Origin of the sequence: Bombella sp. ESL0385 (assembly GCF_009725755.1) — a bacterium.
Classification (GTDB): domain Bacteria; phylum Pseudomonadota; class Alphaproteobacteria; order Acetobacterales; family Acetobacteraceae; genus Bombella; species Bombella pollinis.
Genome location: NZ_WNIJ01000001.1, coordinates 574,538 through 599,801 on the forward strand (window position 1 = coordinate 574,538; position 25,264 = coordinate 599,801).

Genomic DNA, 25,264 nt, shown 5'->3' on the forward strand with positions numbered 1-25,264 from the left:
GTTTATCCTGCTTGACGTTACACCCATTCCCCTGCACGCATGAGAGGAACGCGCTGGCCGTCTTTCACACCATCAATATCAATCTCGCCAGAGCCAATCATCCAATCAATATGAATCATGGAATGATTGGCCCCACGGGCGATGAGCTCATCTTCGCTCAAGCCTTCAGGGTCGATCATACATTTTGTGTAGGCTTGGCCGAGGGCTATATGGCACGCGGCATTTTCATCAAAAAGGGTGTTTTGGTAGAGAATACCGCTTTGGGAAATTGGTGAGGAATGAGGTACAAGGGCCACCTCCCCAATACGGCGCGCGCCTTCATCACTCTCCAAAATCCGTTGGAGGACATCTTCGCCCTTTTGAGCATGGGCCTCCACGATGCGGCCTTTCTCAAACCGGACCTGAATCCCATCAATGAGGGACCCTTGATGAAACAGCGGCTTCGTGCTGGAGACGGTACCTTCTACCCGCGCACAATGGGGAGTCGTAAAGACTTCCTCCGTTGGGATATTGGGGTTGCAGACCACACCATTGCCCGCAGCTTCTGCCCCACCTGTCCAGAGGTGCCCATCTGCGAGGCCAACGGTAAGGTCCGTCCCCGGCCCGGTGAAGTGCAAGGCATCGAACCGAGCATCATTGAGCATAGCCGCGCGGGCATGGAGGGTTTTATTATGCTCTGCCCAAGCCGCTACAGGGTCTGCAACATCCACGCGGGAGGCATGGAAGATGCCTTTCCATAAGGCAGCGAGGGCTTCATCCTCTGGGAGATGGGGGAAGACCTGCTGCGCCCAAGCGGGGGTAGCACAGGCGATGATGTTCCAATTAATATCAAAGCTTGTGATAAGCTCCATCGCGGGGCGATGAGCAGCGGAGCTTGCCCGGCTCGCACGGGAGATATGCTCGGGGTTTTGCCCCTTTAGAAGGGTGGGGTTGCCCCCGGTGATGGCCATGCGGGCTGCGCCATTGCGGAAGGCTTCAGCCATGCCATTGGCCAGCCAGCCCGCAGCTGTATCAAAGCTCTCCTCACGGGCGTGGTGGAAACGGGCCAGAGTGGTTTCATCATCCTGATACAGCGTTGTGACGAGTGAGGCCCCTGCTTTATAGGCATGGGTGGTGATGCGCCGGATAAGCGGGACGGCTTCCAGCCCTGCGGTAATAACAAGCTGCTGGCCGGGTGTAATATTTAACCCCGTGCGGACGGCAACTTCTGCTAGACGGTCTAAAAGCTGGTCATGGGTGAAAGAAGATGTAGGCATCGTCATATAATCCTTTGGAGGAGCTGCATGGGGGCGTTTAGCGGGGGAGTATGTCATCAAGGGCGGTGAGGAGGCTATCCATCTCCTCATCTGTGCCGATGGTGATGCGTAACCAATCGCTGATGCGTGGGCTATCACCTTGATGGCGGACAATGATGGCGCGTTCCCGCAAGGCGGTGAAGATATGCGCCGCAGAGCAAGAGGGATGATGGACTAAAATAAAATTAGCCGTGGAGGGGAGGACTTCCATCCCACGCTTCTGCAAAGCCGTGATAATGCGCTCGCGTGTGGCGATGATGCGGGCTGTTGTTTGTTTAAGCCATGCCTCATCACGGATGGAGGCTTCCGCCCCTACTTGGGCAGGGCGGGAGAGAGGGTAGGAGTTGAAGCTATCCTTCACGCGTGTCAGCCCTTCAATTAAGGGGGGCGAGCCAATGGCGTATCCTACGCGCAGCCCTGCTAATCCTGATGATTTGGAGAAGGTGCGAATGACAAGAAGATTGGGATAGCGGTCGATTAAGCTGATAGCACTCTCCCCACCGAAATCCACATAGGCTTCATCAATCACCACAACCTGTTCCGAGACGCGTTGGAGAAGTGATTCAATGGCCGGTAAAGGCAGGCTGATGCCTGTATTGGCATTAGGGTTAGCAATGATGATGCCCCCCGTAGGCCCTTCATAATCTTCTGGCGCGATGGTGAAATCATCGCGTAACGGGATGGTGCGGTATGTTAGCCCAAATAATTGGCAATAGATGGGGTAGAAGCCATATGTCACATCGCTGAAGAGGACAGGGGCATCATCTCGGAATAAGGCGCGGAATGTGTGAGCGAGGACCTCATCAGACCCATTGCCGACAAAAACACACTCAACGGGGACATTTGCTTGTGCGGCAATGGCTGTACGCAGGGCTAGGGCGGTAGGGTCTGGGTACAAGCGCAGCGTGTCATCAGCACTGGCTTTGATAGCCTCTAGCGCGCGCGGAGAAGGGCCGTAGGGGGATTCGTTGGTATTGAGCTTAACCAGCTTTGCCATGCGTGGCTGCTCGCCGGGGATATAGGGCTTGAGGGTATGGACCCGTTGGTTCCAAAAGCGGCTCATGGGTGTGTTGCCTTTGCTTCAAAGAGGCTGCCAAGACCTTGACGATGGGCAAGGTCGCGTGCGGAGAGGCCCTCAGCATCGCGGAGGTCTGGGTTGGCCCCATGGTTTAGCAAGAAGCGCGCCATTGCTTGCCGCCCAAACATGATGGCGAACATAAGAGGTGTCCGCCCTGCATGATTAGGATGGTCCACTTTCGCCCCATGCTCTAAGAGGAGGCGGGCAATGGGTTCAAAGCCTTTAAAGGCCACACCGGAGAGAGCAGTTGCCCCTTTTGCATCCACGCCATTAGGGTCGGCCCCGCGCTCTAGCAGCAAACGCGCGGTATCGAGCTGCTCATTATAGGTTGCGACAATGAGGGGCGTATAACCTTGGTTGTTGGTGCAATCTGCGGGCATCCCAGCGTCCAGAAATTGCGTAACAAGGTCAGTCTCCCCATTACGGGCAGCATCAATAAAGAGCGTGGTAATTTGCTCTGGGGTGAAGGACATAGTGGGTTGGGACATGGGCAGGGTGCTTTTTAAAAAAGGAGAACAGACTGATTAACAAGTATATCTACTCTCTTGCGTGTGAGCGGTAAGGTCAAGAGGGGGAGACGGTGCGGCAGGCATGTGCAGGGAGGGGCGATAATGGTCACTCTGCCGTTATGAGGATGAAATTATAGGGAAAATTAACCTTATTTGCGTGTTAGGCATTGCGTTCTTTTGCCGTATAAGGCCAGTTGTAGAATGTCTGGACTGTCATTGGGCTGTGTTAAGGGGCACAGGGCTGATGGCAGGCGACCGGACGATGTTTTGACTTAAGGACGTTAGATCAGTGAATAGTATGCTGTCTCAACTTGGCATAGACACGATCCGCACATTGGTGATGGATGGTGTAGAGCGCGCAACATCCGGCCATCCGGGTACCGCAATGGCTCTGGCTCCGGCTATGTATGCTTATTGGCAGTTTACAATGTATTATAATCCGGCTGATCCCTTTTGGCCGGGGCGGGATCGATTTATCCTCTCAGGAGGGCACGCCTCCATCCTGCTTTATGCGACTATTTTCCTCGCTGGTGTGAAGGATATAGAGGACGGAAAGGTCGTGGACCGTCCCGCACTTACCTTGGAGGATTTAAAGAACTTTCGCCGGTTTGAGGCGCGCACGCCGGGCCACCCAGAATATGGCCTCACCGCAGGGGTGGAGATGACCACAGGGCCTTTAGGCCAAGGGTGCAGTAGTGCCGTAGGTATGGCGATGGCCGAGCGGTGGTTGGCAACGCGTTATGGCAGGCCGGGGTTTGATTTGTTTGGCTATCACATCACGGCCTTTTGTGGCGATGGTGATGTGATGGAGGGGGTAGCCAGTGAGGCGGCCTCTTTTGCAGGGCATCTCAAATTAGGCAATCTGACATGGGTGTATGATAGCAATCGCATCTCGATTGAAGGCTCTACAGATGTGACCTTCACCGAGGATGTTGCTGCACGTTTTGCTGCTTATGGCTGGCAGGTCCTGGAAGTTGAGGATGGGAATGACGTCCCCGCTATTTGCGCGGCTCTCAAGCAAGGGCGGGAGGAGACGGACCGCCCGACTTTGATTATCCTGAATACCATCATCGGTTATGGCGCACCGGGCAAAGCCGGGACGGCCTCGGCCCATGGTGAGCCGCTGGGTATGGAGGCCCTTATAGGGGCTAAGAAGGCCTATGGTTGGCCGCATGATGCCCCACATTTTACCGTCCCGGATGGAATAAGGGAGCATTTTGAGGCCCTCTCTGGCAAGCGCGGGGCGGAAGCGCAAGCGCGGTGGGAGGAGCAATTTGCGGCTTATTGTGTGCAATATCCGCAAGAAGGGCGGGAGCTAAAGCATATTTTCGCTGGCACGCTCCCAGAAGGGTGGGAGCATAACTTCCCTCATTATCCCACAGATGCAAAGGGGATTGCCTCGCGCCAAAGCTCTGGTGAGGTGCTCAATGTCATGGCAACTCATGTGCCGTGGCTTATGGGGGGAGCGGCGGACCTTGCGCCTTCGACACGGACCCTGATTAAAGGGGAATCCTCTTTGCAGGCACCCTCTAACCAAGGGGAAGGCAGCGGGCATTATGGTGGGCGTAATGTTCATTTTGGTGTGCGTGAACATGCCATGGCAGCCATTTGTAACGGGCTGGCTTTGAGTGGGCTGCGGCCTTTCTGCGCTGGGTTTGTAATTTTTTCGGATTACATGAAGCCTGCGATGCGTCTTGCCGCGTTGATGCACCTGCCTGTGATTTATGTGCTGACACATGATTCCATCGGTGTGGGGGAGGATGGGCCAACGCACCAGCCTATCGAGCAATTTGCCCAGTTCCGCTCCATGCCGGGGCTTACATTGCTGCGTCCTGCTGATGCTAATGAGGTGGTAGAGAGCTGGCGTGTTGCGATGGGCCATCGTGCGGGGCCGGTGGCTCTTGCTCTTACGCGCCAGAATCTCCCCACATTGGATCGTAGCCGCTATGCCTCTGCCGCTGGTGTGGCGCGTGGGGGGTATGTTTTGGCAGATTGCGAAGGCACGCCAGAGATTTTGCTGTTAGCATCAGGCTCTGAGGTCTCTTTGGTGGTAGAGGTGTATGAGCGTCTCTCTGCTGAGGGGGTTAAGGCGCGCGTGGTGTCTATGCCGAGTTTCGATCTGTTCGATGCGCAAGAGGAAGCCTATCGTGATGCTGTATTGCCACCTGCGGTGCGCTTGCGGGTTGGGGTCGAGATGGCGTCATCCTTTGGGTGGGACCGCTATATCGGCCTAGATGGTGTCGTTATCGCGATGAATCGCTTTGGCGAGTCTGGTGCTGCGGCGGAATTGATGGAGAAGTTCGGCTTTACGGTAGAGGCTGTGTACACACAAGCACGCCGTTTGTTGGGCCAACAAACGGTTTGATGGAGGAGGAAAGATATGGGGCGTAAGCCGGACACCCCCCTTACGCGTCTGGCAGGATACGGCCAATCTATTTGGCTCGATTTTATCAGGCGGGATTTTATTGAAGAAGGCCGTTTGGCCTCTCTGGTGAAGGAGGATGCCCTTAAAGGGGTGACCTCCAACCCGGCGATTTTTGAGCAAGCTATCGGCCAAGGGGCGGAATATGAGGAAGCCGTGCAGGAGCTACTGTGTGAGGAGAGCTTGCCTGCTGGTGCCTTGTATGAAGCCGTAGCGGTGGCGGATATCCGCCAAGCTTGTCGTGTCTTGCGCCCTGTATTTGATGAGACATCCGGCCGGGATGGTTATGTCAGCTTAGAGGTCTCACCCTATCTCGCTGATGATGCTGAGGCCACGTTGCATGAGGCTCGCAGGTTATGGCAGCGTGTTAATCAGCCCAATGTGATGATTAAAATCCCCGCGACAGAGGCCGCCCTCCCAGCGATTGAGCAGGCCATTGCGGAGGGGATAAATGTTAATATCACGCTGCTTTTTGCTCAATCCATGTACGAAAACGTGCTGGAGGCTTATCTGCGTGGATTAGAGGCGCGCGTTCAGAGAGGCCAACCCATTTCCCAGATTGGGAGCGTGGCATCCTTCTTCGTAAGCCGCATTGATGGGCGGATTGATGCGATGATCGACCGGCGCATCGCTGCGCGGGACCCGCAAGCGGACGCGTTGAAGCGTTTGCGTGGGAAGGTTGCTATTGCCAATGCGCGTATGGCGTATCAACATTATTTGCATGTTGTGGCGAGTCCGCGTTGGCAAGCTTTGGCAGAAAAGGGCGCGCAAACCCAGCGTTTGCTTTGGGCCAGTACGAGTACAAAAGATAAGACCTATCGTGATGTCCTCTATGTAGAGGAGCTGATTGGCGAGGATACTGTCAATACGGTACCACCACATACGCTCGAGGCGTTTAGGGACCATGGTGTGCCCCAAGCGCGCTTAGCGGATCATGTGGAGCAATCGCGCCTGATTCTAGAGGATGCAGACCGGCTAGGACTTGATCTCCCAGCGGTAACCACCACGTTGTTGGGCGAAGGTGTAGCAGCGTTTAAAGCTGCTTTTGATGGATTACTCGGTGCGGTTGCAGCCCGCCGAGAGGCTGTTTTGGGGGGACGTCTTATGCGAGTATCCTTAGCATTATCGGATGAGTTGGATAACGCTGTTGTCGCAGCGGGTAAAAGCTGGACGCAGGATGGTAAGGTGCGCCGCCTGTGGGAGCGCGATGCGTCTGTTTGGACAAATGGGCCAGAGAGCAAATGGCTCGGCTGGCTTGATGTCGTTAAAGATGGCATGGCCCATATTAATGCCTACGAGGCCTTACAGCGCGAGGTAAAAGAGCGCGGTTATAGCGATGTGCTGCTCCTTGCGATGGGTGGCTCTAGCCTTGGGCCGGAGGTTCTGGCGGAGATATTTGGCCAGGTATCTGACGGGCCGAAGTTGCATGTGCTGGATAGCACGGACCCGCAGCAGGTTGCGAGCTTTGCTAAGGCGATTGATCCTACCAAGACACTCTTCATCGTTTCCAGTAAATCGGGCAGCACGCTCGAGCCAAATATTCTTTTTGCGTATTTCTGGGCCTTAGCGGGGACAGCCCTTGGCCGTAAACCGGGGGACCGCTTTGTAGCGGTGACAGACCCCGGCTCCTCGCTTGAGACTGTAGCGCAGGATCACGGTTTTGCGCATATCTTCCACGGTAATCCAGAGATTGGGGGGCGGTATTCTGTTCTCTCCCCCTTTGGTCTCACCCCCGCAGCCGCTGCCGGATATGATGTGCGTGCGTTGTTGAACTGCACACAGCTGATGATTGAGGCATGCGATGCCTCTGTCCCCCCTGTGACGAATCCGGGTATAAATCTTGGTTTGGCTCTCGGTGTGGCGGCAACGACCTTCCGCCGGGATAAGGTGACCTTTGTTGCCTCTGAGCAGATTGCCTCCCTCGGGGCATGGCTAGAGCAGCTTTTGGCAGAAAGTACGGGTAAGAGCGGTACGGGGCTCATCCCTATTGATGGCGAGCCGTTGGGCCGGCCGGATGTCTATAGTGATGACCGCATCTTTGTGGAGTTGCGGCTTGGGCATGAGCCTGTAAGCCCGGGGCTGAAAGCTCTGCGTGAGGCAGGTCACCCAGTCGTGACACTGCATCTTGATACGGTGGAGCAGATTGTCCAAGCCTTCTTTGTCTTTGAGTTTGCAACAGCCGTAGCGGGCTCTGTTTTGGGGATTGACCCGTTCGATCAACCTGATGTGGAGTTTAGCAAGGTTGAGACGCGGAAACTGACAAAAGCTTATGCAGAGACAGGGCGTTTGCCAGAGGAAGCCCCCTTTGCAAAGGATGGCAACCTCGCTTTTTATGCTGATGAGCGTAATCATGAGGCTTTGGCGGGGAAGGATGCCAAAGCCATCCTCAAAGCGCATTTTGACCGCGTAGGGAAGAATGATTATATTGGTCTCCTGGCTTACATTGAGCGAAATAAAGCTCATATCGCTTGGGAGCAGACGGTTAGGGTGGCGTTGAGAGAGCAGCTCCATGTGGCAACAGCAGCGCAGTTTGGCCCGCGTTTCCTCCATTCGACAGGTCAGGCCTATAAAGGAGGCCCCAATAGCGGTGTGTTCCTCCAAATAACGGCAGATGATGCTGCTGACCTGTCTATCCCGGGCTATGCGTATAGCTTTGGCGTTGTCAAAGCCGCCCAGGCCAGAGGGGATTTCGATGTTCTTGCCTCGCGTGGGCGTCGTGCTTTACGCGTGCATATTACAGGGCCGTTGCAAGCAGGGTTGGACCGTCTCGCTCAACTGGTGACAGAGATTTTAAAAGGAGCTTGAGGATGCGTATCGGAATTATTGGGCTAGGCCGTATGGGCGGTAATATTGCCGTCCGCCTGACTCGTAAAGGCCATGATGTCGTTGCGTTTGACCGGACCGCTGCCGTTATCGACCGCACCGTTGAGCGTTGCGAGGCAGGGCGTGCGCAGGGGGCTCCTACTTTTGAGAAAATGGTGGAGCTTCTCTCTGGGGAGGAACGCCGCGTGATTTGGGTCATGTTGCCAGCGGGGAAGGTCACTGAGGATTGCATCCAAAAGCTTGCCCCTCTCTTGGGGAAGGGTGACATCATCATTGATGGTGGCAATACCTATTACAAAGAGGATATTCGCCGCGCGAAAGAGCTAGGTGAGCGGGGCATTGATTATATTGATGTCGGCACATCTGGCGGTGTGTGGGGGTTAGAGCGCGGCTATTGCATGATGTATGGCGGCGAGAAACATGCTGCTGATTATGTGGACCCGATTCTTGATGCATTGGCACCGGGTGTTGGTGATGTGCCGCGTACGCCAGACCGTGAAGATGATGGCCGTCACGACCAACGGGCCGAGAAAGGCTATCTTTATTGCGGCCCTGCTGGGGCAGGCCATTTTGTGAAGATGATTCATAACGGCATCGAATATGGCATGATGCAGGCCATTGCCGAGGGGTTTGATGTTCTCGCCAGCAAGAACTCTGCCAAATTGCCTGAAGATGAGCGTTATGACCTTCACCTAGCTGATATTGCAGAGGTGTGGCGTCGTGGCAGTGTCGTCTCCTCTTGGTTGTTAGACCTCACAGCCGAGGCTCTTGCCCGCTCTTCCGACCTAAGCGAGTTTAGTGGGGAAGTGCAGGATTCTGGTGAAGGACGCTGGACGATTGAGGCAGCGATTGAGGAGGATGTGCCCGCTCCTGTGATGACAGCGGCCCTCTTTACACGCTTCCGCTCTCGGACAGGTAATAATTTTGCCGAGAAAGCTCTCTCCGCCATGCGTTACGGCTTTGGTGGGCATGTAGAGCGTAAAAAATAAAAGGCCTGGTATAGGGCGTAAGGGGCGGTTGGGGGCATCCGCCCCTAGCCTCCTTTAAGGAGGATGGTCAGGATGAGCGATACAGCCCCCATAATCAAATTGGTGTTGTCTGATATGGATGGCACCATTCTCGGCCCCGATAAACGCCTTTCCCCCGCGACATGCAAAGCGGTGGAGCAGCTTGCCGCGCATCATGTCCCTGTTGCGCTTGTAAGTGCGCGTTTGCCTGCGGCGATTCTGCCTTATGTGCGGCAGTTAGGGCTAAAGGGGCCGTGCGCGGGGTTTAATGGGGGGGTGTTCTTTTCCCCTGATGGCACAATTTTAAAAAGCTATCGTTTCCCACCCGAGGATGTAACAGCCTTGCTGGCACGGCTTGCGCCCTTGCCGGTAGAGCTATGGTTCCAGACCGAACGTGAATGGCTTGTTAGGGATGCAAGTACGGCTTTAGTACAACGCGAGCATAATCTAACAGGCATTACCCCGCGGGAAGTTGCTGAACTTTCCTTACAAGATGAGGCTGTGAATCGTGTGATGGTATGCTCGGAGGATACGGCCTTAATCGCGCGGTTAGAGGCTGAATTGCCTGCGTCTTTTGGGGGGCGGGCCAGTATGTTGCGTTCAGCACCACATAAATTGAACATTACGCCCGCCCTAGCCAATAAGGGTGATGCGGTGAGGGAGCTTGCCCAGCTTTATGGCGTAACCCCGCAGAATGTAGCGGTTTTGGGTGATGCGCCGAATGATTTACCGATGTTGAGCGTAGCGGGGATGAGCATTGCGATGGGCCAAGCCCCAGAGGGCGTAAAGGCGCAGGCACGCTATGTGACAAAAACACCTGCTGAAGATGGCTGGGCATATGCGGCAGAGAGGTTCATTATACCCGCAGCCCTATCACAATAGGGTAGTTAGTGATTCGGAGAGTTATGGGTATGACAACAGATATGCGCTACGCCGTTGTGGATGTGTTGAAGGATGCTGATGCTGTCGCCATGAAAATGGCAGAGCTATTAATAGAGACGGTGCGTAATAAGCGGGACGGTAAGGCCCGTATTGCGCTTTCTGGTGGGTCCACCCCTAAAAAGTTATTCTCGATTCTTGCACGTCCAGAGGTAGCGCAACAAATTGATTGGTCACGCGTAGAGATTTTCTATGGGGATGAGCGTCATGTGCCAGAGGGCCATGAGGATAGCAATCATACGAGTGCTAAGACATTATTGCTCTCCAAAGTAGCGATCCCGGCCGCTCAGATTCATCCTATGCCGACAAAAGGGACCGCCCAAGCTGATGCCGCACAGTATCAAACCGTGTTGGAACATGCTTATGGCCGTAAGACATTAGAGGCAGGGCATCCCCTTTTTGATATCGTCATGCTGGGCTTAGGGACAGATGGGCATACGGCCTCTCTCTTTCCCGGTGAGGCTGTTTTACAAGAGAAAACCGCTTGGGTAGGGGTATCCGCCCCCAAAACAGCCCCGCATGAGCGTCTTACCCTGACATACCCAGCCATTGCCTCTAGCAAGTTAGTGGTCTTTTTGGTGACGGGGGAAAATAAAGTACCAATGTTGGCCCGTTTGCGTCAGGGGGATGGCAGCATCCCATCAGGGTGTATTGTATCAGAGGGAGAAATCCTCATACTGGCCGACAGTGCTGCTGCTGGAGAGCCTTCATGAACGTTGATGACTGCAAACGTGCCGCTGCTCATTATGCCGCCAGCCTCGTTGAATCGGGGATGGTTGTTGGGCTTGGCACAGGCAGTACTGCCGCCTTCATGATTGAGCGTCTAGGCGAGCGTGTGGCTGAGGGGCTGGATATTCTAGCCATTCCGACATCTGAGGAATCGGCTGCTTTAGCTCGTGCAGCAGGGATTAAAATCACAACATTTGCAGAGCATTCTGTAGTCGACATCACCATTGATGGTGCTGATGAGGTTGAGCGTAAGACGCTACATCTCATCAAGGGGCTAGGGGCGGCTTTGCTGCGTGAGAAGATTGTTGCGCAGGCATCACGGCGTTTTGTCGTTATTGTCGATGCGACAAAACCGGTGAACCAGCTTGGCGAGCGGGTGCCCGTACCTGTGGAGGTTGTTCCTTTTGGGTATGAGGCAACGGCGGCCCGTCTGGAAGCCATGGGGGCAAAGATAATCCGCCCCCGCAGGAAGCTTACTGGTGAGCTTCTTACTACCGATAATGGGAATAGAATACTCGATTGTACCTTTGGCCCTATTGAGGATGTGCAAGCATTAGCGGCACGGCTTGATGGGATTGTAGGTGTGGTGGAGCATGGACTGTTCCCCAATATGGCAACCGATGTACTGGTTGCAACCGAACGGGAGGTTGAACAATGGGCGCCATGACAGAGCAAGAGGCAGCCAAAGCTGCCGCTGGTATCGCTCCGCATTATATTGTGGTGATGGGTGTTTCCGGCAACGGTAAGACGACTGTAGCGGAGTTGCTATCTAAGAGTCTTGGATGGCCGTTTCAGGAAGGTGATGACCTTCACCCCAAGGCGAATGTGGAGAAGATGCGTTCTGGCCACCCGTTGACCGATGAGGACCGCGCGCCTTGGCTGGAGCTATGCCATGACTGGCTGGCAAAATGTGCCGAGAAGGGAACAGGTGCTGTGCTGACCTGCTCCGCGCTGAAGAAGAAATATCGCGAGGCTCTTGCTAAGCATATTCCGGTTCAGTTCGTTTACCTGAAGGTAGACCCGAAGATTATCGAGGAGCGTTTGCAGCATCGCGTGGGGCATTATATGCCACCTTCCTTGCTGCCAAGCCAGTTGGCTACTCTTGAGGAGCCAACGGATGATGAGCCTGTTATCCGCGTACCGGGTGATGCTACCCCAGAGGAATTGCGTGACCGCGTGATTGAGCGTCTGCGTGTTGTTCCTCCGCCGGAGAACTTCTAACTCAAGGCCGCTTATGCGGTTTAGGACGTTTTTTTAACGAGATGAAATAGCGGGGTTTCGGCCCCGCTATTTTTGTGAGGAAGGGGGATCATTTTATCAAATTGAGGCTTTGCTATTGTGACGCTAAAACAGTAGGACCGCGTATAAAGAGGGACCGGCTGAGGGATATAACATGATGACATTAGTAGATTGCCCCATTCCTGCTCTACAGGGCAGTGTTTTCCCCGGGCAGCCTGAGGTCCAAATAAGGCGTAATGTTATTTATGTTCCACGGGCAGATGGAGGGCGTGATACGGCGTTTGGTCTTTTCTCGGAGACAGGGCGGCAGATACTCGACCATGCTTTATTTTCCAACTACCCTCAAACTGTAAAAAGCCAAGGTCTCACAACATCTCTTACGACATCATCGCACCGGCTGCGCCTTAAAGAGCGTATTATTTACGGTGGTGTTATTGGCAATCATTATGGGCATTTTATTACGGAATGTCTGGGTGTTTTGGTTTATTGTTTGCAGAACCCCGACCCAGAGCGGCATATTTTGTTTCATAGTGATATGACCGTGGGGGAGATTTTTGCCACGCCGTGGATGGCAGAGCTTTTCTCTTATTGCGGTATTAAAGCCGAGCAGATTCTTATCCCGCATTTACCCGTTATTGTGGAGGAGCTGCTCCTCCCCGGGCAGGCTTTTAGCGAGGATGGCTTTATATATGAGACTTATGGCAAAATCTGCCGGCAGATAGGCGAACGTGCTCTCCCGCAGGAGATGCGAGAGCGTAAGGTGCAGCCTGTTTATTTAAGCCGTGCGGCTTTAAAGACGGGATCCCGCCAGTTGGTGAATGAGGATGCGCTCATTAAAGCGTTGGAGCAGCGCGGGGTGAAGATTGTGGTCCCAGAGCAATTAAGTGTGCGGGAGCAAATCTCTCTTTTTGCGTGTCATCCTATTATTGGTCTTATGGGGTCTGCGTGGCATACGGCCATCTTCACCGATTATGTGTGTGGCGTTGCTTTATGTTTTGATGACCACGTCTATCGCTCCTTCCCTCTTATGGATGCTGTGCATGATGCGCGTGTCGCTTATGTGCAGGTAAAGCCTAGCGGGCAAACGCATGTCCCTTCGCCACATGGCTTTCATGAAGCCTGTATGTTCGAAAAGCCCGAGGATGTCGCTAATGCGCTTTTGGTACGCTTAGCGCAGCTTATGCGGGAGGAGAAACATCCTCCTGCGCCGCGTGTATCACGCGCGATGCTTCCCACGCCCTCCCTTGGGGAGAGGATTGGTATCTTCAAGCTTTATTCTGGTCTTGGTGAGCCGGTGATGTTGCATACTGCTTCCGAGATCGTCTCTTGTTGTGGCTCTACAAATCGTTGGCATGTGCCTATTCTGGCTCTTATTGTGGGGGATGTGGCCTTCCTCTGTGCAGAGGATGATTGCTTACCATGCTTGGATATTGTCCATGATGAGCGGGAGCCGCTGCTCTCCTACCGTATCCTTCGGGAGGGAGAGCGTGTGAGCCTGCAACATCCCAAAACAGGCTTATGGTTAAAGGCTCCGCCCGCCCATATGGGCCTGCCTTTGCATAGTGATGGAACAGAACGTCTTGATTGGGAGCAATTCACCCTACAGCCCCATAATGTAACATGGGCGCGCGGGCGGTTGCAGCAGGTTCTTACTTTATTAGGGCATAAATGCCGCTCCGGCACATGGGATGAGCAGAGCGCGCATCAAACCGGCCTTGCTGCCGCGTGGCACCGTATGTTCCATGAGGTGGAAGAAACAAGCCGTGATTAAAGAGCCGCGGTTTGCCAGCCCGGCCCAATAATCGCAACACGGCGGTGGCGACCTGTCCCTTGTAAGATGATGGCCTCGCATGTCTCCAGATAAGTGAGTTGCCGCCGGGCGCGTCCTAAGGAGTGTGTGCCGTAAGCGCGGGCAAGGGCGGCATCATCAGGGCATGGCTTGCCTTCCATCGCAGCCCGGGCGAGGAGGAAATAAACAGGCTGCATATCATCCGGTAAGCGTCCGGCCCGTTGTTGAATATCCTGCCATTCTTCGCTCTCAGCTTGCTCGCGCGTTAGGCCGCATCGGATGGTGCTGAGCATGGTTTGGAAGCGCGCCATAGGCAGTAAATTGCGTGAGAATCCTGCTAAACGCGCCCGCATTTGGAAGTCTTGATACAAGGTAGCAAGCGGGCGATAGGCTGCGTCTTTATCCTGCCCTGTTTCTGCAACAAGTTGCCAGAGGGTCTCTGGGTCTGGCTCGGTGGAGAGGCTGGCTTGCTGTTGCTCCTCTGCGGCACGGTTTGCACTATAGGCATCAAGTTGGGCGAGGAGGTCCGGCTTGGGGGCAGCAGGCTCTTTACGCGGGCGGGGTGTTGGCTCGGCAACAGGCTCTAAGATGAGGTCGCGTAATTCCTCCACAGGCATGGAGGGTTGCTCTAAGGGCATAAGGGCTGGGCCGCCTGCATGGCTTGCGGTTTCCACCGGGCCAATCGTGACCCGTTGAGGCCGGCGGGCGAGTGCGGGGCCGAGGGCCATAAATTGCCCGCGGGCAAGGTCACGAAAGCTCTCAGCAGCGCGGCGTTCCATCCCTAAGAGGTCCGCGGCACGGGCCATATCAATATCAAGGAAGGTCCGCCCCATAAGGAAGTTGGAGGCCTCTGCGGCGACATTCTTCGCAAGCTTGGCAAGGCGTTGAGTAGCGATAATTCCCGCCATACCGCGCTTACGCCCGCGGCACATGAGGTTGGTCATGGCATTGAGGGAGAGGCGGCGCGCTTCATCAGAGGTATCCCCCCCTGCGATGGGGGCAAAAAGTTGCGCCTCATCCACAACGACTAAGACGGGATACCAATAAGCGCGTGGGGTATCGAACATTCCACTCAGAAAGGCCCCAACGGAGCGGAGTTGCCCTTCTGCCTCACTTTGTTCCAGATTCAGCACAACAGAGGCACGATGCATACGCACGCGTTCCCCCGCCGCGCGGAGGCTGGCCTCGGATTGTGTATCTGTCTCAATCACGAGATGGTCGTATTTTTCAGCAAGGGTGACGAAGTCCCCCTCTGGGTCGATGATGACTTGCTGGACGAGGGTCGCACTCTGCTCCAATAACCGGCGGAGGAGGTGGGATTTGCCAGAGCCAGAATTACCCTGCACGAGCAAACGCGTAGCGAGCAATTCGGGGAGGTCAATATGGGCATCCTCACCGCGGGAGGTCGTGCCAAGGAGAAGGGGGCCAAACTGTGATGAACTCATGCAGGTAGTTTACCGGGCAATGCGCCAGAGAGCCAGAGATGAACGCCCTCTGCGCAAAGATAAGCGGTCGAAAAACACCCTTGGAGCAAATATCCCCCCGTTGGAGCCTCCCAATCAAGCATTTCTCCACAGGCGAATAAGCCGGGCTGATGATGGAACATGAGATGCTCATCCAAAGCATCCTGCTTGACCCCACCGGCCGTTGAGATAGCACGGTCTAATGCGGCTGGTGCGGTGAGGGTGAGGGGGAGATGCGTAATCGCTTGTGTTAGCTCATCAGGGCTGCGGGCTTCGGGGCAGAGGAGGGTGAGCAGCTCGCGCATGGTGCGGTCTAACCCTAAGGCTTTGCGGAGCTTATTGCTCCGGCTTTCACGCAGGCGTTGGCGTGCCAAACGCTCCCTTATTGCGTCCGCCTTTAAGGTAGGGCGTAAGGAGAGATGCAGGGTGATAGGGCGCGGGTGGTTCTGCGCCAGGGCCTCACGCAGAGGGGCCGAGAGGGCATAAAGGGGAGCCCCCTCAAGCCCGCGTTTGGTGATGATGAGGTCCCCACGTTTGGTCTGGCCTGCAAAGCTGAGCGTAACCCCGCGTAATGTGGCGCCCTCATGCCGGGTGAGGACGTCATCCGGCCAGTCGGGCATAAAGCCACAATTTGAGGGCGCAAACGGCGTGCAATAAGGGGTTAGGAGGGAGGCCCATTGGCCATCACTGCCCAAGCGGGACCAGCTACTTCCCCCAAGGGCGAGGATAACCGCCGAGGCAGGCTGCGTTACACCCCCTTTTGGCGTCTGGAAGGTGAGGGTTAGCCCTTCTTGGCCGATGAGTTTATGATGGGGAAAGAACTGCACCCCTTGCTGTTGCAATCGCGCAAGCCATTGGCGCAGAAGGGGTGAGGCTTTAAGAGAGTGCAGGAATACCCGGCCAGAGCTGCCCACAAAACAAGGCGTGCCAAGCCCCTCAGCCCAATTTTGGAGGTCTGTGGGGGAAAAGGCGCGTAAAGCGGGTTCTAACCAATGGCGCGCGGGGCCATAGCGGGTGAGGAAGGTCTCTAGCGGCTCGCTATGGGTGAGGTTGAGGCCACTACGCCCTGCCATAAGGAGCTTGCGCCCCGGCCGCGCCATATGGTCGTAAAGATGAACCTGATAGCCGCGCTTGCTCAATAATTCCGCAGCGAAAAGCCCTGCAGGGCCAGCACCAATAATCGCAATAGGGGCAGTAGGAGCCGTAGCATGATGGCACATAGAGGGGCGTATCCGGCGATAATATCGTGTGAAGAGGAGGCTGTAGCTGTTGTTAGCCTGTTCTGTAGCAAGGGGAAAGATGGGCTTTCTATGCAACCCTCTATAGAATCGTCTTATAAGACAGGATAAGGAGGAGCCTCTAGGCTTATAGGGCCGTTAGATGAAGGGGATGATGAGATGGAACTCTGCACAACAATCCAAGCCATACGGCACGCGCGTGCTGCTTTAGGGACGGTAGGTTTTGTCCCGACAATGGGTTTTTTGCATGAGGGGCATCTCTCCCTCGTTAGGCAAGCGCGGGCGGAGAATGATGCGGTGATTGTGAGCATCTTTGTCAATCCCATACAATTTGGCTCGGCAGAGGACCTCTCAACTTACCCTCGTGCGTTAGAGCGCGATGTGGCCTTGTTACAGCAAGAAGGTGTGGCGTGTGTTTTCGCCCCTGATGTGGCAGAATTATATCCAGAAGGCTTTGTAACGCAGATGTCCCTTGGCGGTGTGGCTGCTGCATTAGAGGGCACCTCTCGCCCCGGTCATTTTGCGGGGGTCGCGATGGTGCTGACGAAGTTATTTAACATCATCCAACCACAAAGGGCCTATTTTGGGCAGAAAGACGCGCAGCAATGTGCGGTTGTTCGCCGTTTGGTGGAGGATGTGAACAGCCCTGTAGAGATTATCACCGCCCCCACATGGCGGGAGGCAGATGGTTTGGCTGGCTCTAGCCGCAATAGCCGCTTAACGGAGGAGGACCGCAAACGTGCCCCGGCTTTGTATCGGGCTTTGTGCCATGCGCGGGACTGTGTGCGTGCTGGGGAGCATCGCCGTACTGTGTTGGAGGCGGCAATGCGCTCTGTCCTAGAGGCAGAAGGGCTGACAGACATTGATTATGCGATGATTGTAAACCCAGAGACATTCCATACCGAGGGGGAGATTATCCCGTCTCATGCCTTGGCGTTATTAGCAGTCCGGCTAGGGGCGGTGCGTTTGATTGATAATATGCCGTTATTATGAGGTTGATGTAGGGGATAATATTATGTTCTCCTTGCGGAGGTGATGAGGCCGTAGATGGTTCTGTATAAAATAATAGGGAGAGGGCGGAGTGCCTATAAATAGGGGTATTTTCGTCCCATTATTAAAGGAAAGGGAGAGTTTTTCAGGTAAAGAAGGGTAATAGTCAAAAACCTATGCAGTTCACTACATGCAGTCATGCCGGGAAATACGCTCCCCCCTCTAGTCAAGCGCGTAAGAAGGGCGTAGCGTAAGGGGGTATTCAGCATTGTTCATATGCTTGATAGGAGAGTTTGAGTATGGTTAACAATATCCCACGCACCGTTGCTTCCCCTAAGAAATTTGTCATCGGTACGGGTCTGCTGGCCCAGCTACATGATGTTGTAAAGGATTTCGGCGATAATGCCTTCATCATCAGCGATGAGTTCTTCGTTGAGCGCGTGCAGAAGGAATCTGTCGCAGGGCTGGAGAAAGCAGGGCTGAAGGGGAAGGCCGAGAAGTTTAATCGCGAATGTACAGATGCCGAGATTAAACGTCTGGGTGAGCTAGCCAAAAAGCAGGGTGCGAATGTCATCGTGGGTATTGGTGGTGGTAAAACACTCGATACCAGTAAGGCTGTGGCACATTACTACAAACTGCCTATCATCCTGTACCCGACCATTGCATCTACCGATGCCCCCTGTATCGCTTTGGCAGTGATTTATACTGAGTCCGGTGAGTTTGACCGTTATCTCTTCCTGCCGCAGAATCCTGATGTTGTGGTGGCTGATACAAGTGTGATCGCTGGTGCACCGGTACGCTTCTTCGCTGCGGGGATTGGTGATGCGCTCTCTACCTATTTTGAGGCACGGGCTTGCCATCAGGCTGATGGGATGAACCTTTCTTGTAAGCGTCCGTCCCGTACAGGGTTGGGCCTAGCACGCATGTGTTACGACCTTGTCTGTAAGAATGTGGATCTCGCTATGGATGCCGTCCGCAATAAAGTGCCGACCCGCGCTTTGGAGGAGATGGTCGAGGCGACTATCTATCTTAGTGGGACCGGGGCGGAGACAGGCGGCCTTGCCGCAGCCCATGCGGTGCATAACGGTATGACCGCGATTGAGGACCTCCACCACGCTCAGCATGGTGAAAAAGTGGTCTTTGGTTTGATGACCCAGCTCGTCCTTGAGAATGCGCCGAAGGAAGAGATTGAGGAAGTCTTGCGTGTCGTGCGGGTTGCTGGCCTGCCCATGACGCTGAAGGAACTTGGCGTAAAAGAGTTTGTTGAGGCAGATTGGCGCAAAGTTGCTGAAATCGCTTGCGATAAGAACGACACAATGGGGAACCTACCCTTTAAGGTGACGCCAGATGATGTGTATCACGCTATGGTAGCGGCTAATGCGTTAGGTGAGCGTTATCGCGCAGAGCATCAGGGCAAATAAGGCTCTGCTCTATAAAGGGGGGTGGGTTTTCCACCCTCCTTGCAAAAAGGCCCGGGGATAGATGCTCCGGGCTTTTTTTTATATGGGTATGCATATGGTGTGGTTAGGTTAGTTCTGTAGGGTGAACTCCCCTAGTAGGTGGCGGAGCTGGCGTGTACGCTGGGCCATATTGGCAGTTGCGGCGGATGTCTCCTCCACCATGGCGGCATTTTCCCGCGTGCCTTGGTCGATGGTGGCAATGGCACTATTTACATCCTTCAAAGCGGAGGCTTGCTCGGATGTAGCTTTAGTAATTTCTTGGAGATGTGAGTTAATGTTCGCCACGTTGGAGATGATAGTACCCACGGCATTACTGGCATCCTTCATAATACTGGAGCCTGCGGTGACGTGGTTTTGGGATGTGCTGATAAGTTCTTTCACTTCTTCAGAGGCGTTACCGACACGGTTGGCTAATTTACGGATTTCTTGGGCAAGCACGCGGAAGCCGCTGCCCGCCTCTCCTGCATGAGCCGCCTCTACCCCTGTATTGAGGGCAAGGAGGTTGGTTTGGGTGGCAATATTAGAGATCACATTGGTGATTTTATTCACCGCTTCGGCAGAGCGTTCGATTCCTTTCATTGCCTCATGGGCTCGGTGAATCATCGTGCCGAAATGTTCTGTGGCAGTTTGGCAGTCCTTCACAAAGTGATTAGCTTCTAACACGCGGGCGGCGGTGGATGACACAGTTGCGGTGATTTGCTCCACTGCGGCGGCTGTTTTCTCGACAGATGCCGCTTGTTTTTCAGTCCGGCGAGCAAGGTCGCGGGCAGCACTATTTATCTCATCGGCTGTATTATCAATGCTGCCAGTTGTTTCCTTAATGATATTGAGGGTTTGGCATAATGTAGCGATGGCGTGATTGAGGTCATCGCGCATGGGGAGATAGGTTGTGGGGAGGTCACCTTCCACAGAGAGGGAGAGGTTTTTATCGGCTAATGCGTTGATGATATGGCCGAAGCTTTGAGTGACGAACTGACGCTCTTGCTCAATAGCGTTATCAAGCTTTGCCATTTCTTCTTTATTGCTCCTCTTAGTCTCCTCAATATAGATAGAGATAGTGAGGTCCACATCTAAAAAGACTGCTTTTAAGAGGCAGGCGAAAGAAGATGCAAGCTCCCGTAGGGGGAGTTTTGGCGGTAAGAAAGGGACAGCAGGGACAAGTTGTGCGGTAACATCTTGGATAATGTGGCTTAAAATAACGGCATAGCCCCCAATATACCAACGGGGCTCTAACCCAATGCGGGCATGGGTTTTACCAACACGCCGGACTGTATCGGCAAATTGTGTCCCAAAATTAGCCAGAGCAATATGACGCCAATAGCCAAGTTGTGCCTGTTTGGCCTGTTGCATATGTTGTTTAGAGGAGAAGAATATTTTTGTTTTTGGCTCTTTAGCAACAAGGTCGTAAAAAATATCCAACGCATGAGGGATGGCTTTGGTAATATAAGGCTCAATCCGCCGGATTATTTGGCATTCTTTTTCAGTAAGACCAAGAAAATGAAGGCGAGACGGTAGGTTCACAGAATCATCAAGAGGCTTATTGTCGTGAGTAATGGCGGTTGAGATTGTTGGCATGAAACACTCCAAGCGTTCTTTACAGCTTTGGAGGGGAATATGAATGAATAAGATTTTTTTGAAAGTATTTTTTGATGGTATAGGATATTTTCAGATTAAATGAAGTTATTTATTAATATTTTTGGAATTATTACCTAACAATTAACAATAAGATTATTATATATATGTGATAAAATACATTTATTTTTCTATGATCTACTTCATAGTGATGGCGGTGTGAAAGGGGGAGGGGCCTTTTGGGTATAATGCCCTTTCTATGAGCGTAGGGGCTGTGCTGGGCGGTAGCAATTTGGTAAAATGAGGTTGGCAATTTTTTATCCAGGAGGGCGTTATGGCCACAACTGCCAAAATTACTATTACGCTTGATCGTTCTAAGATGTTGAATTTTAACTCATCTATGTATGGGCCAGAGTTTCTTGAGCGTGTTTTGGAGGCTGTCCGCACGGTGGTCCCAGACATTTATCAGCTCCAAGCCAATTTCGGGTCTGACCTTGCTACAGTTGAGGTTTTGACAACGGAAGATGTGGAGGAGTTCCCCAATATTACGGAGATTTATTCCGTCATTAAGCAGACTTTTAAAGAGTGGAACCACGCTGTTCGACAAATTGATGACGAAAAATTAGAGAAGTTCCCCTTCCAAAAGGGACAAATACTTAAAAAGACAGAGGAGCATCGTGGGGAAGGCGAAGCGAGTGATCGCTTTATCGTCACGCATGTTCATTATGATAATGATGGTTTTGTGGTTTATGAGATTGAGAAGCTCGACCATGATGGGAAGTCTATCTCCGATAGCTTGGAGAAAGTTTCTCTTGAGCATTTAGAAGAAATTTTTACAGCGGCGGAGTAACGACGCCAAGGGGGTAGTGCTATGCCCCCTATTAAGCCGATGAGGAAAAGGGTTTAGGATGTTGCATTTTATAGCCTCTGGGCTTTCGCATTTATTTGCTGAAAGTCCAGAGCTGGCCTTTTTCCTCTCTATCGGGTTGGGGTATTTGGTAGGGCGTATAAAGGTCGGAGCCTTCCAGCTTGGTGGGGTGGCAGGGTCTTTATTAGTCGCAGTTTTGCTCAGTCAATATGGTGTGCAGATTAGCTCCAACCTTAAAACGGTCCTTTTTGTCTTGTTCATCTATGCGGTGGGCTATCGCAGCGGGCCGGGTTTTTTCCGCTCTTTAGGGCGGCAATCCTGTAAGGAAATCGCCTTAGCGGTGATTATGGCCATGAGCGGCCTTGGCACGGTTGTTATCCTAGGCCGGTTATTTCATTTAGATAAAGGGATGGCTGCGGGCTTAGCGGCTGGGGGATTGACCCAATCTGCGATGATTGGCACCGCAGGATCGGCCTTAGAAAAGTTAGGTCTGCCTTTAGCGCAAGTACAGCAATTACAAGGTAATGTCGCCATTGGTTATGCGGTGACCTACATTTTTGGCTCTATCGGCACAATCATTTTTTGTGTGAATATTCTGCCCTTTTGCATGGGCCGGTCTTTAGCGGAGGATGCGCGTAATACAGGGCTTACCCCTACTGAGGATGCTGTACTAGAAACGTCAAAACATTCAGCCATCCCGCCGGTGATTCTGCCAGTGGGGACGGACCTTGTTTATAATATGTTCGGCGTTGCAGCGGGATTGTTGCTGGGATTGGTGGTGGTTCATTGGGGGGATATTCCCCTTACATTAGGGAGCGGGGGCGGAGCGTTGCTCTCTGGCTTGGTGTTTGGCTGGTGGCAAGGGCGGCACCCTCATTATGGGGCTATGCCCTCATCAGTTTGTGCCTTTTGGAGCATGTTTGGCTTAGCGGGGTTTGTGGCAGTGATGGGCCTGCAAACCGGGCAACGCGCCGTGGCGGTGATTGCAGAGCATGGGGTTATGTTGTTGTTATTAGGGGGGCTGGTAACGCTTATCCCCCTCATGATTACGGCATTGATTGGCTATTTTGTATTAGGCTATCGCAATGTGGCTCTCTTTGCCGGGGCTTTAGCGGGGACGCGTAGTTCTAACCCTGCTTTTGGGGAGATTTTAGCCAAAGCGGGTCATAGTAGCCCTACAATTCCGTTTGCGATTACTTATGCACTTGCCAATGTATTACTCACATTGCTGGGCCCGCTCATCGTGGCCCTTGTGTAGGGGAGGTGCGTGTTGATGATGAAGGGGGCTATGGGGATGAAAGCTTACATAAGGGCAGTTTTTATGGTGTTGACGATGTTACCTTGGGGGACAAGCCTTATGGCGGCCGCTCCTGCGTCTGGCGGGGGAAGCACAGGGCAGGGGCCCTTACCGCGTGTTCTTATCTTAGCCACAGGGGGCACGATTGCGGGCAAGGCTGACCCACGCTCGGCCATTGGTTATGATGCCGGGGCGGCAACAGGCCAGCAACTCATCGCGAACGTGCCGGGGCTGGACAAGCTTGCGCATCTTCAGGTGGAGCAAATTGCTAATATTCCCTCGCAGGATATGAATCATACGGTCTGGTTCCGTCTCGCAGAGCGGATTAATGCCGCCTTTGCTCATCATGAGGCGGATGCGGTGGTTATCACCCACGGCACGGATACGATGGAGGAGACGGCCTTCTTCCTCGATACTGTGTTGCACCATGAGCAAGCTGTGGTGATGACAGGTTCTATGCGTCCTGGCTCAGCCATTAGTGCGGATGGTCCGGCGAATATTTACGAGGCTGTGCAGGTCGCTACCCATCCCCACGCACGCGGGCGGGGTGTGTTGGTGGTGCTGAATGATACAATCCATGCGGCCCATTGGGTGAGTAAGGCTGATAGCACAGCGTTGCAAACCTTTACCTCCCGTCATGCAGGGCCTGTTGGGATTGTGGACCCGGCAGCGGTGCGTTTTTTTGCCCCACCGCGCTCGCGTTTGGCGATGGCACTCCCCAAAGAGCAGAGCTTGCCAGCTGTTGATGTGATTTACGCTCATGCGGATATGGATGGACGGCAGATTGATGAATCCATTCGTGCAGGGGTAAAAGGGCTTGTGATTGCCGGGATGGGCGATGGCAATGTCTCTGCCTCGGCCATGAAAGCACTGGACCGTGCCGTAGCAGCGGGGCTTGTGGTTGTGCGCTCTAGCCATGTGGGGGATGGGTTTGTTAACCGGAATGTAGAGGTTGATGATAATGCGCATCATTTTGTGGCATCATATGACCTAAACCCCCAAAAGGCTCGGATATTGCTCCAACTTCTCTTAGCGGCAGATGTGCGGGATGTTGGAGATGTGCAACAGGCTTTTGCTTTCGGGTATTGAGAAGCAGCCCTGCATCTTCATCAGTTTATAAGCCGGAGCCTTCCGCGGTAGGGTGGCGAATATTTTAGATGAGGAGGGCAGGGCATGAGCATCAAAGCAAAGGTGTCACAAAGGAGGGCGCGGCATATGTGCTTAACCCGGCGTGGTGTGTTGAGTGGCCTTGTGGGTTTAGCGGCTACCCCCATTGCAGGGCGGGCCATCGGGCCGATTGCCTCTGGGCTGAGTGTGACGAGCATGCCCCCGCGCCCGTGGGGGGCAGAGGCTCCGCCGGTTAATCTGCCTGACCCCGATATATTAGTTTTGGACCCCGCCTTTGGGCAGGTGAATTACGGCAACGCCCCTTTACAGCGTGTATGGCAAGGGGCTGGCTGGTTGGAGGGGCCTGCATGGTGTACGGTTGGGCGGTTCCTCCTACTTAGTGATACGCTTGCAAGCCGGCAATATCGGTATGATCCAGAGGATGGGCCGCAAGGGCATATCAGCGTGTATCGCCGGGAGAGCTATAATGCTAATGGCAATACATTTGATGAAGAAGGCCGGTTAATTACCTGCGAGCATGGGATGCGCCGTGTTATCCGTTGGGAGCATGATGGCAGAGCAAGCGTCTTGGCCGACCGGTATCGCGGTAAGCCGCTTAACTCTCCTAATGATGTTGTCGTAGCCCCTGATGGGGGCATCTGGTTTACCGACCCCGGCTATGGGGATGGTGTGGTAGAAGGCCATGCCGATGCGGAGGGGCCAGCAAACCCTCATCGGCATCTGAATCCTTATTTGGATGCTGAGCTGACAAGCCAATATGGCGGGTTGCAGCGGCAGGAGGACCATACATTCCGCATTGATGGGCAGACAGGCAAGATAGAGGCTGTACTATCCCAAAAGGATGTTGCTGGCCCTAATGGGCTTTGCTTCTCACCTGATGGCACAAAGCTTTATGTGGTTTCATCAGGTGTTGCTTTGGGTGCGCAACCGCCCTTGCCAGACCACAGCATCCATGTGTTCGATATAAAGCAGGGCCGCCCGGTAAATGGACGGATTTTTACGGATTTCACCGTAGCAGGCCATCCGATGCGCCCTGATGGTCTCCGTGCCGATGTGGAGGGTAATCTTTGGTGCGGGGCATGGGGGCCGTTAGGGCTGTGCGGTGTGCTGATTTATAACCCAGAAGGAAAGATGATAGGCCGTATTCGCCTGCCCATTGGCTGCTCCAACCTCACTTTTGGTGGGCCGAAACGGAATATCCTATATATGTGCTGTGGCACGGCCCTCTTTAGCCTCGTGACGGCAACCCAAGGGGCAGGGTATTGCTAATGCTTTTTCCCATGCCCCATGTGTCCCACGCTCCAACGGAGTTACCCACAATTTTGGCGGATGAAATAGTGGATGATGTGGGGATGAGGCTGTGGATAGGTGGGGAGAAGCATATGTGTCATACTCTGTACATGACGTTACTTCTTAGA

20 protein-coding genes are annotated in these 25,264 nt (G+C 53.8%); 14 read left to right on the top strand and 6 right to left on the bottom strand.

The genetic code is table 11. The features are described 5' to 3' along the window. Positions 1-17: 17 nt before the first annotated feature. The 3 genes from GM557_RS02695 to GM557_RS02705 are packed head-to-tail and all read right to left on the bottom strand — an operon-like array spanning position 18 to position 2,861. Positions 18-1,256: an aminopeptidase gene (locus tag GM557_RS02695; RefSeq protein WP_155572849.1), complete on the bottom strand. Its 1,239-nt coding sequence runs from the start codon at positions 1,254-1,256 to the stop codon at positions 18-20. Positions 1,257-1,293: 37 nt separating this feature from the next. Then, entirely contained in the window at positions 1,294-2,358 is a 1,065-nt protein-coding gene (hisC, locus tag GM557_RS02700; RefSeq protein WP_155572850.1) for a histidinol-phosphate transaminase, read from the bottom strand. Beyond that, positions 2,355-2,861 carry an ankyrin repeat domain-containing protein gene (locus GM557_RS02705; protein ID WP_155572851.1) on the bottom strand — a complete coding sequence of 169 codons (507 nt, stop codon included), beginning with the start codon at positions 2,859-2,861 and terminating at the stop codon, positions 2,355-2,357. The genes hisC and GM557_RS02705 overlap by 4 nt, the downstream gene beginning before the upstream one ends. Before the next feature lie 319 nt (positions 2,862-3,180). Between GM557_RS02705 and tkt the strand changes: the two genes are divergently transcribed. The 8 genes from tkt (at position 3,181) to GM557_RS02745 (ending at position 13,812) form a co-directional block, all read left to right on the top strand. After that, positions 3,181-5,247 carry a transketolase gene (gene tkt / locus GM557_RS02710; RefSeq protein ID WP_155572852.1) on the top strand — a complete coding sequence of 689 codons (2,067 nt, stop codon included), beginning with the start codon at positions 3,181-3,183 and terminating at the stop codon, positions 5,245-5,247. A 15-nt stretch (positions 5,248-5,262) separates the two neighbouring features. Next, positions 5,263-8,109, top strand: a complete 2,847-nt coding sequence (locus GM557_RS02715; protein ID WP_155572853.1) for a bifunctional transaldolase/phosoglucose isomerase — start codon at positions 5,263-5,265, stop codon at positions 8,107-8,109. A gap of 2 nt (positions 8,110-8,111) precedes the next feature. After that, positions 8,112-9,116 carry a phosphogluconate dehydrogenase (NAD(+)-dependent, decarboxylating) gene (gene gnd / locus GM557_RS02720; RefSeq protein ID WP_155572854.1) on the top strand — a complete coding sequence of 335 codons (1,005 nt, stop codon included), beginning with the start codon at positions 8,112-8,114 and terminating at the stop codon, positions 9,114-9,116. A gap of 72 nt (positions 9,117-9,188) precedes the next feature. Then, the gene (locus tag GM557_RS02725) at positions 9,189-10,016 is read left to right on the top strand and encodes a Cof-type HAD-IIB family hydrolase (protein ID WP_230873244.1); all 828 of its coding nucleotides are present in this window, start codon (positions 9,189-9,191) and stop codon (positions 10,014-10,016) included. A gap of 29 nt (positions 10,017-10,045) precedes the next feature. Continuing rightward, positions 10,046-10,786, top strand: coding sequence for a 6-phosphogluconolactonase (gene pgl / locus GM557_RS02730; RefSeq protein WP_155572855.1), 741 nt, complete (start codon positions 10,046-10,048; stop codon positions 10,784-10,786). Next, a complete protein-coding gene (rpiA, locus tag GM557_RS02735) occupies positions 10,783-11,469 on the top strand; it encodes a ribose-5-phosphate isomerase RpiA (protein WP_155572856.1) in 687 nt (228 codons plus the stop codon). Before pgl ends, rpiA begins: the two co-directional genes overlap by 4 nt. Next, positions 11,457-12,023, top strand: coding sequence for a gluconokinase (locus GM557_RS02740; RefSeq protein WP_155572857.1), 567 nt, complete (start codon positions 11,457-11,459; stop codon positions 12,021-12,023). Before rpiA ends, GM557_RS02740 begins: the two co-directional genes overlap by 13 nt. A gap of 172 nt (positions 12,024-12,195) precedes the next feature. After that, positions 12,196-13,812: a DUF563 domain-containing protein gene (locus GM557_RS02745; RefSeq protein WP_155572858.1), complete on the top strand. Its 1,617-nt coding sequence runs from the start codon at positions 12,196-12,198 to the stop codon at positions 13,810-13,812. On the opposite strand, the gene GM557_RS02750 is transcribed toward GM557_RS02745, so the two are convergent. Beyond that, positions 13,809-15,275 (bottom strand): ATP-binding protein, encoded by a 1,467-nt coding sequence (locus tag GM557_RS02750; RefSeq protein WP_155572859.1) that lies wholly within the window; start codon positions 15,273-15,275, stop codon positions 13,809-13,811. The two genes, GM557_RS02745 and GM557_RS02750, sit on opposite strands and share 4 nt — an antisense overlap. Continuing rightward, positions 15,272-16,513, bottom strand: a complete 1,242-nt coding sequence (locus tag GM557_RS02755; protein WP_155572860.1) for a TIGR03862 family flavoprotein — start codon at positions 16,511-16,513, stop codon at positions 15,272-15,274. Before GM557_RS02755 ends, GM557_RS02750 begins: the two co-directional genes overlap by 4 nt. 177 nt (positions 16,514-16,690) lie before the next feature. Between GM557_RS02755 and panC the strand changes: the two genes are divergently transcribed. Both panC and GM557_RS02765 read left to right on the top strand, forming a co-directional pair. Beyond that, positions 16,691-17,524 carry a pantoate--beta-alanine ligase gene (gene panC / locus GM557_RS02760; RefSeq protein ID WP_155572861.1) on the top strand — a complete coding sequence of 278 codons (834 nt, stop codon included), beginning with the start codon at positions 16,691-16,693 and terminating at the stop codon, positions 17,522-17,524. A gap of 296 nt (positions 17,525-17,820) precedes the next feature. Next, positions 17,821-18,942 carry a glycerol dehydrogenase gene (locus tag GM557_RS02765; protein ID WP_155572862.1) on the top strand — a complete coding sequence of 374 codons (1,122 nt, stop codon included), beginning with the start codon at positions 17,821-17,823 and terminating at the stop codon, positions 18,940-18,942. A gap of 108 nt (positions 18,943-19,050) precedes the next feature. Here GM557_RS02765 and GM557_RS02770 read toward each other — a convergent pair whose 3' ends face one another. Beyond that, entirely contained in the window at positions 19,051-20,556 is a 1,506-nt protein-coding gene (locus GM557_RS02770; RefSeq protein WP_155572863.1) for a globin-coupled sensor protein, read from the bottom strand. Positions 20,557-20,887: 331 nt separating this feature from the next. On the opposite strand from GM557_RS02770, the gene GM557_RS02775 reads away from it, so the two are divergent. From GM557_RS02775 to GM557_RS02790, 4 genes are all read left to right on the top strand, one after another. Continuing rightward, positions 20,888-21,403: a hypothetical protein gene (locus tag GM557_RS02775; protein ID WP_155572864.1), complete on the top strand. Its 516-nt coding sequence runs from the start codon at positions 20,888-20,890 to the stop codon at positions 21,401-21,403. A gap of 58 nt (positions 21,404-21,461) precedes the next feature. Next, positions 21,462-22,679: a hypothetical protein gene (locus GM557_RS02780; protein ID WP_155572865.1), complete on the top strand. Its 1,218-nt coding sequence runs from the start codon at positions 21,462-21,464 to the stop codon at positions 22,677-22,679. Between the two features lie 63 nt (positions 22,680-22,742). Beyond that, positions 22,743-23,807 (top strand): asparaginase, encoded by a 1,065-nt coding sequence (locus GM557_RS02785; protein WP_230880579.1) that lies wholly within the window; start codon positions 22,743-22,745, stop codon positions 23,805-23,807. Between the two features lie 126 nt (positions 23,808-23,933). Further along, positions 23,934-25,115, top strand: a complete 1,182-nt coding sequence (locus GM557_RS02790; RefSeq protein WP_155572866.1) for an SMP-30/gluconolactonase/LRE family protein — start codon at positions 23,934-23,936, stop codon at positions 25,113-25,115. Positions 25,116-25,264: the final 149 nt, after the last annotated feature.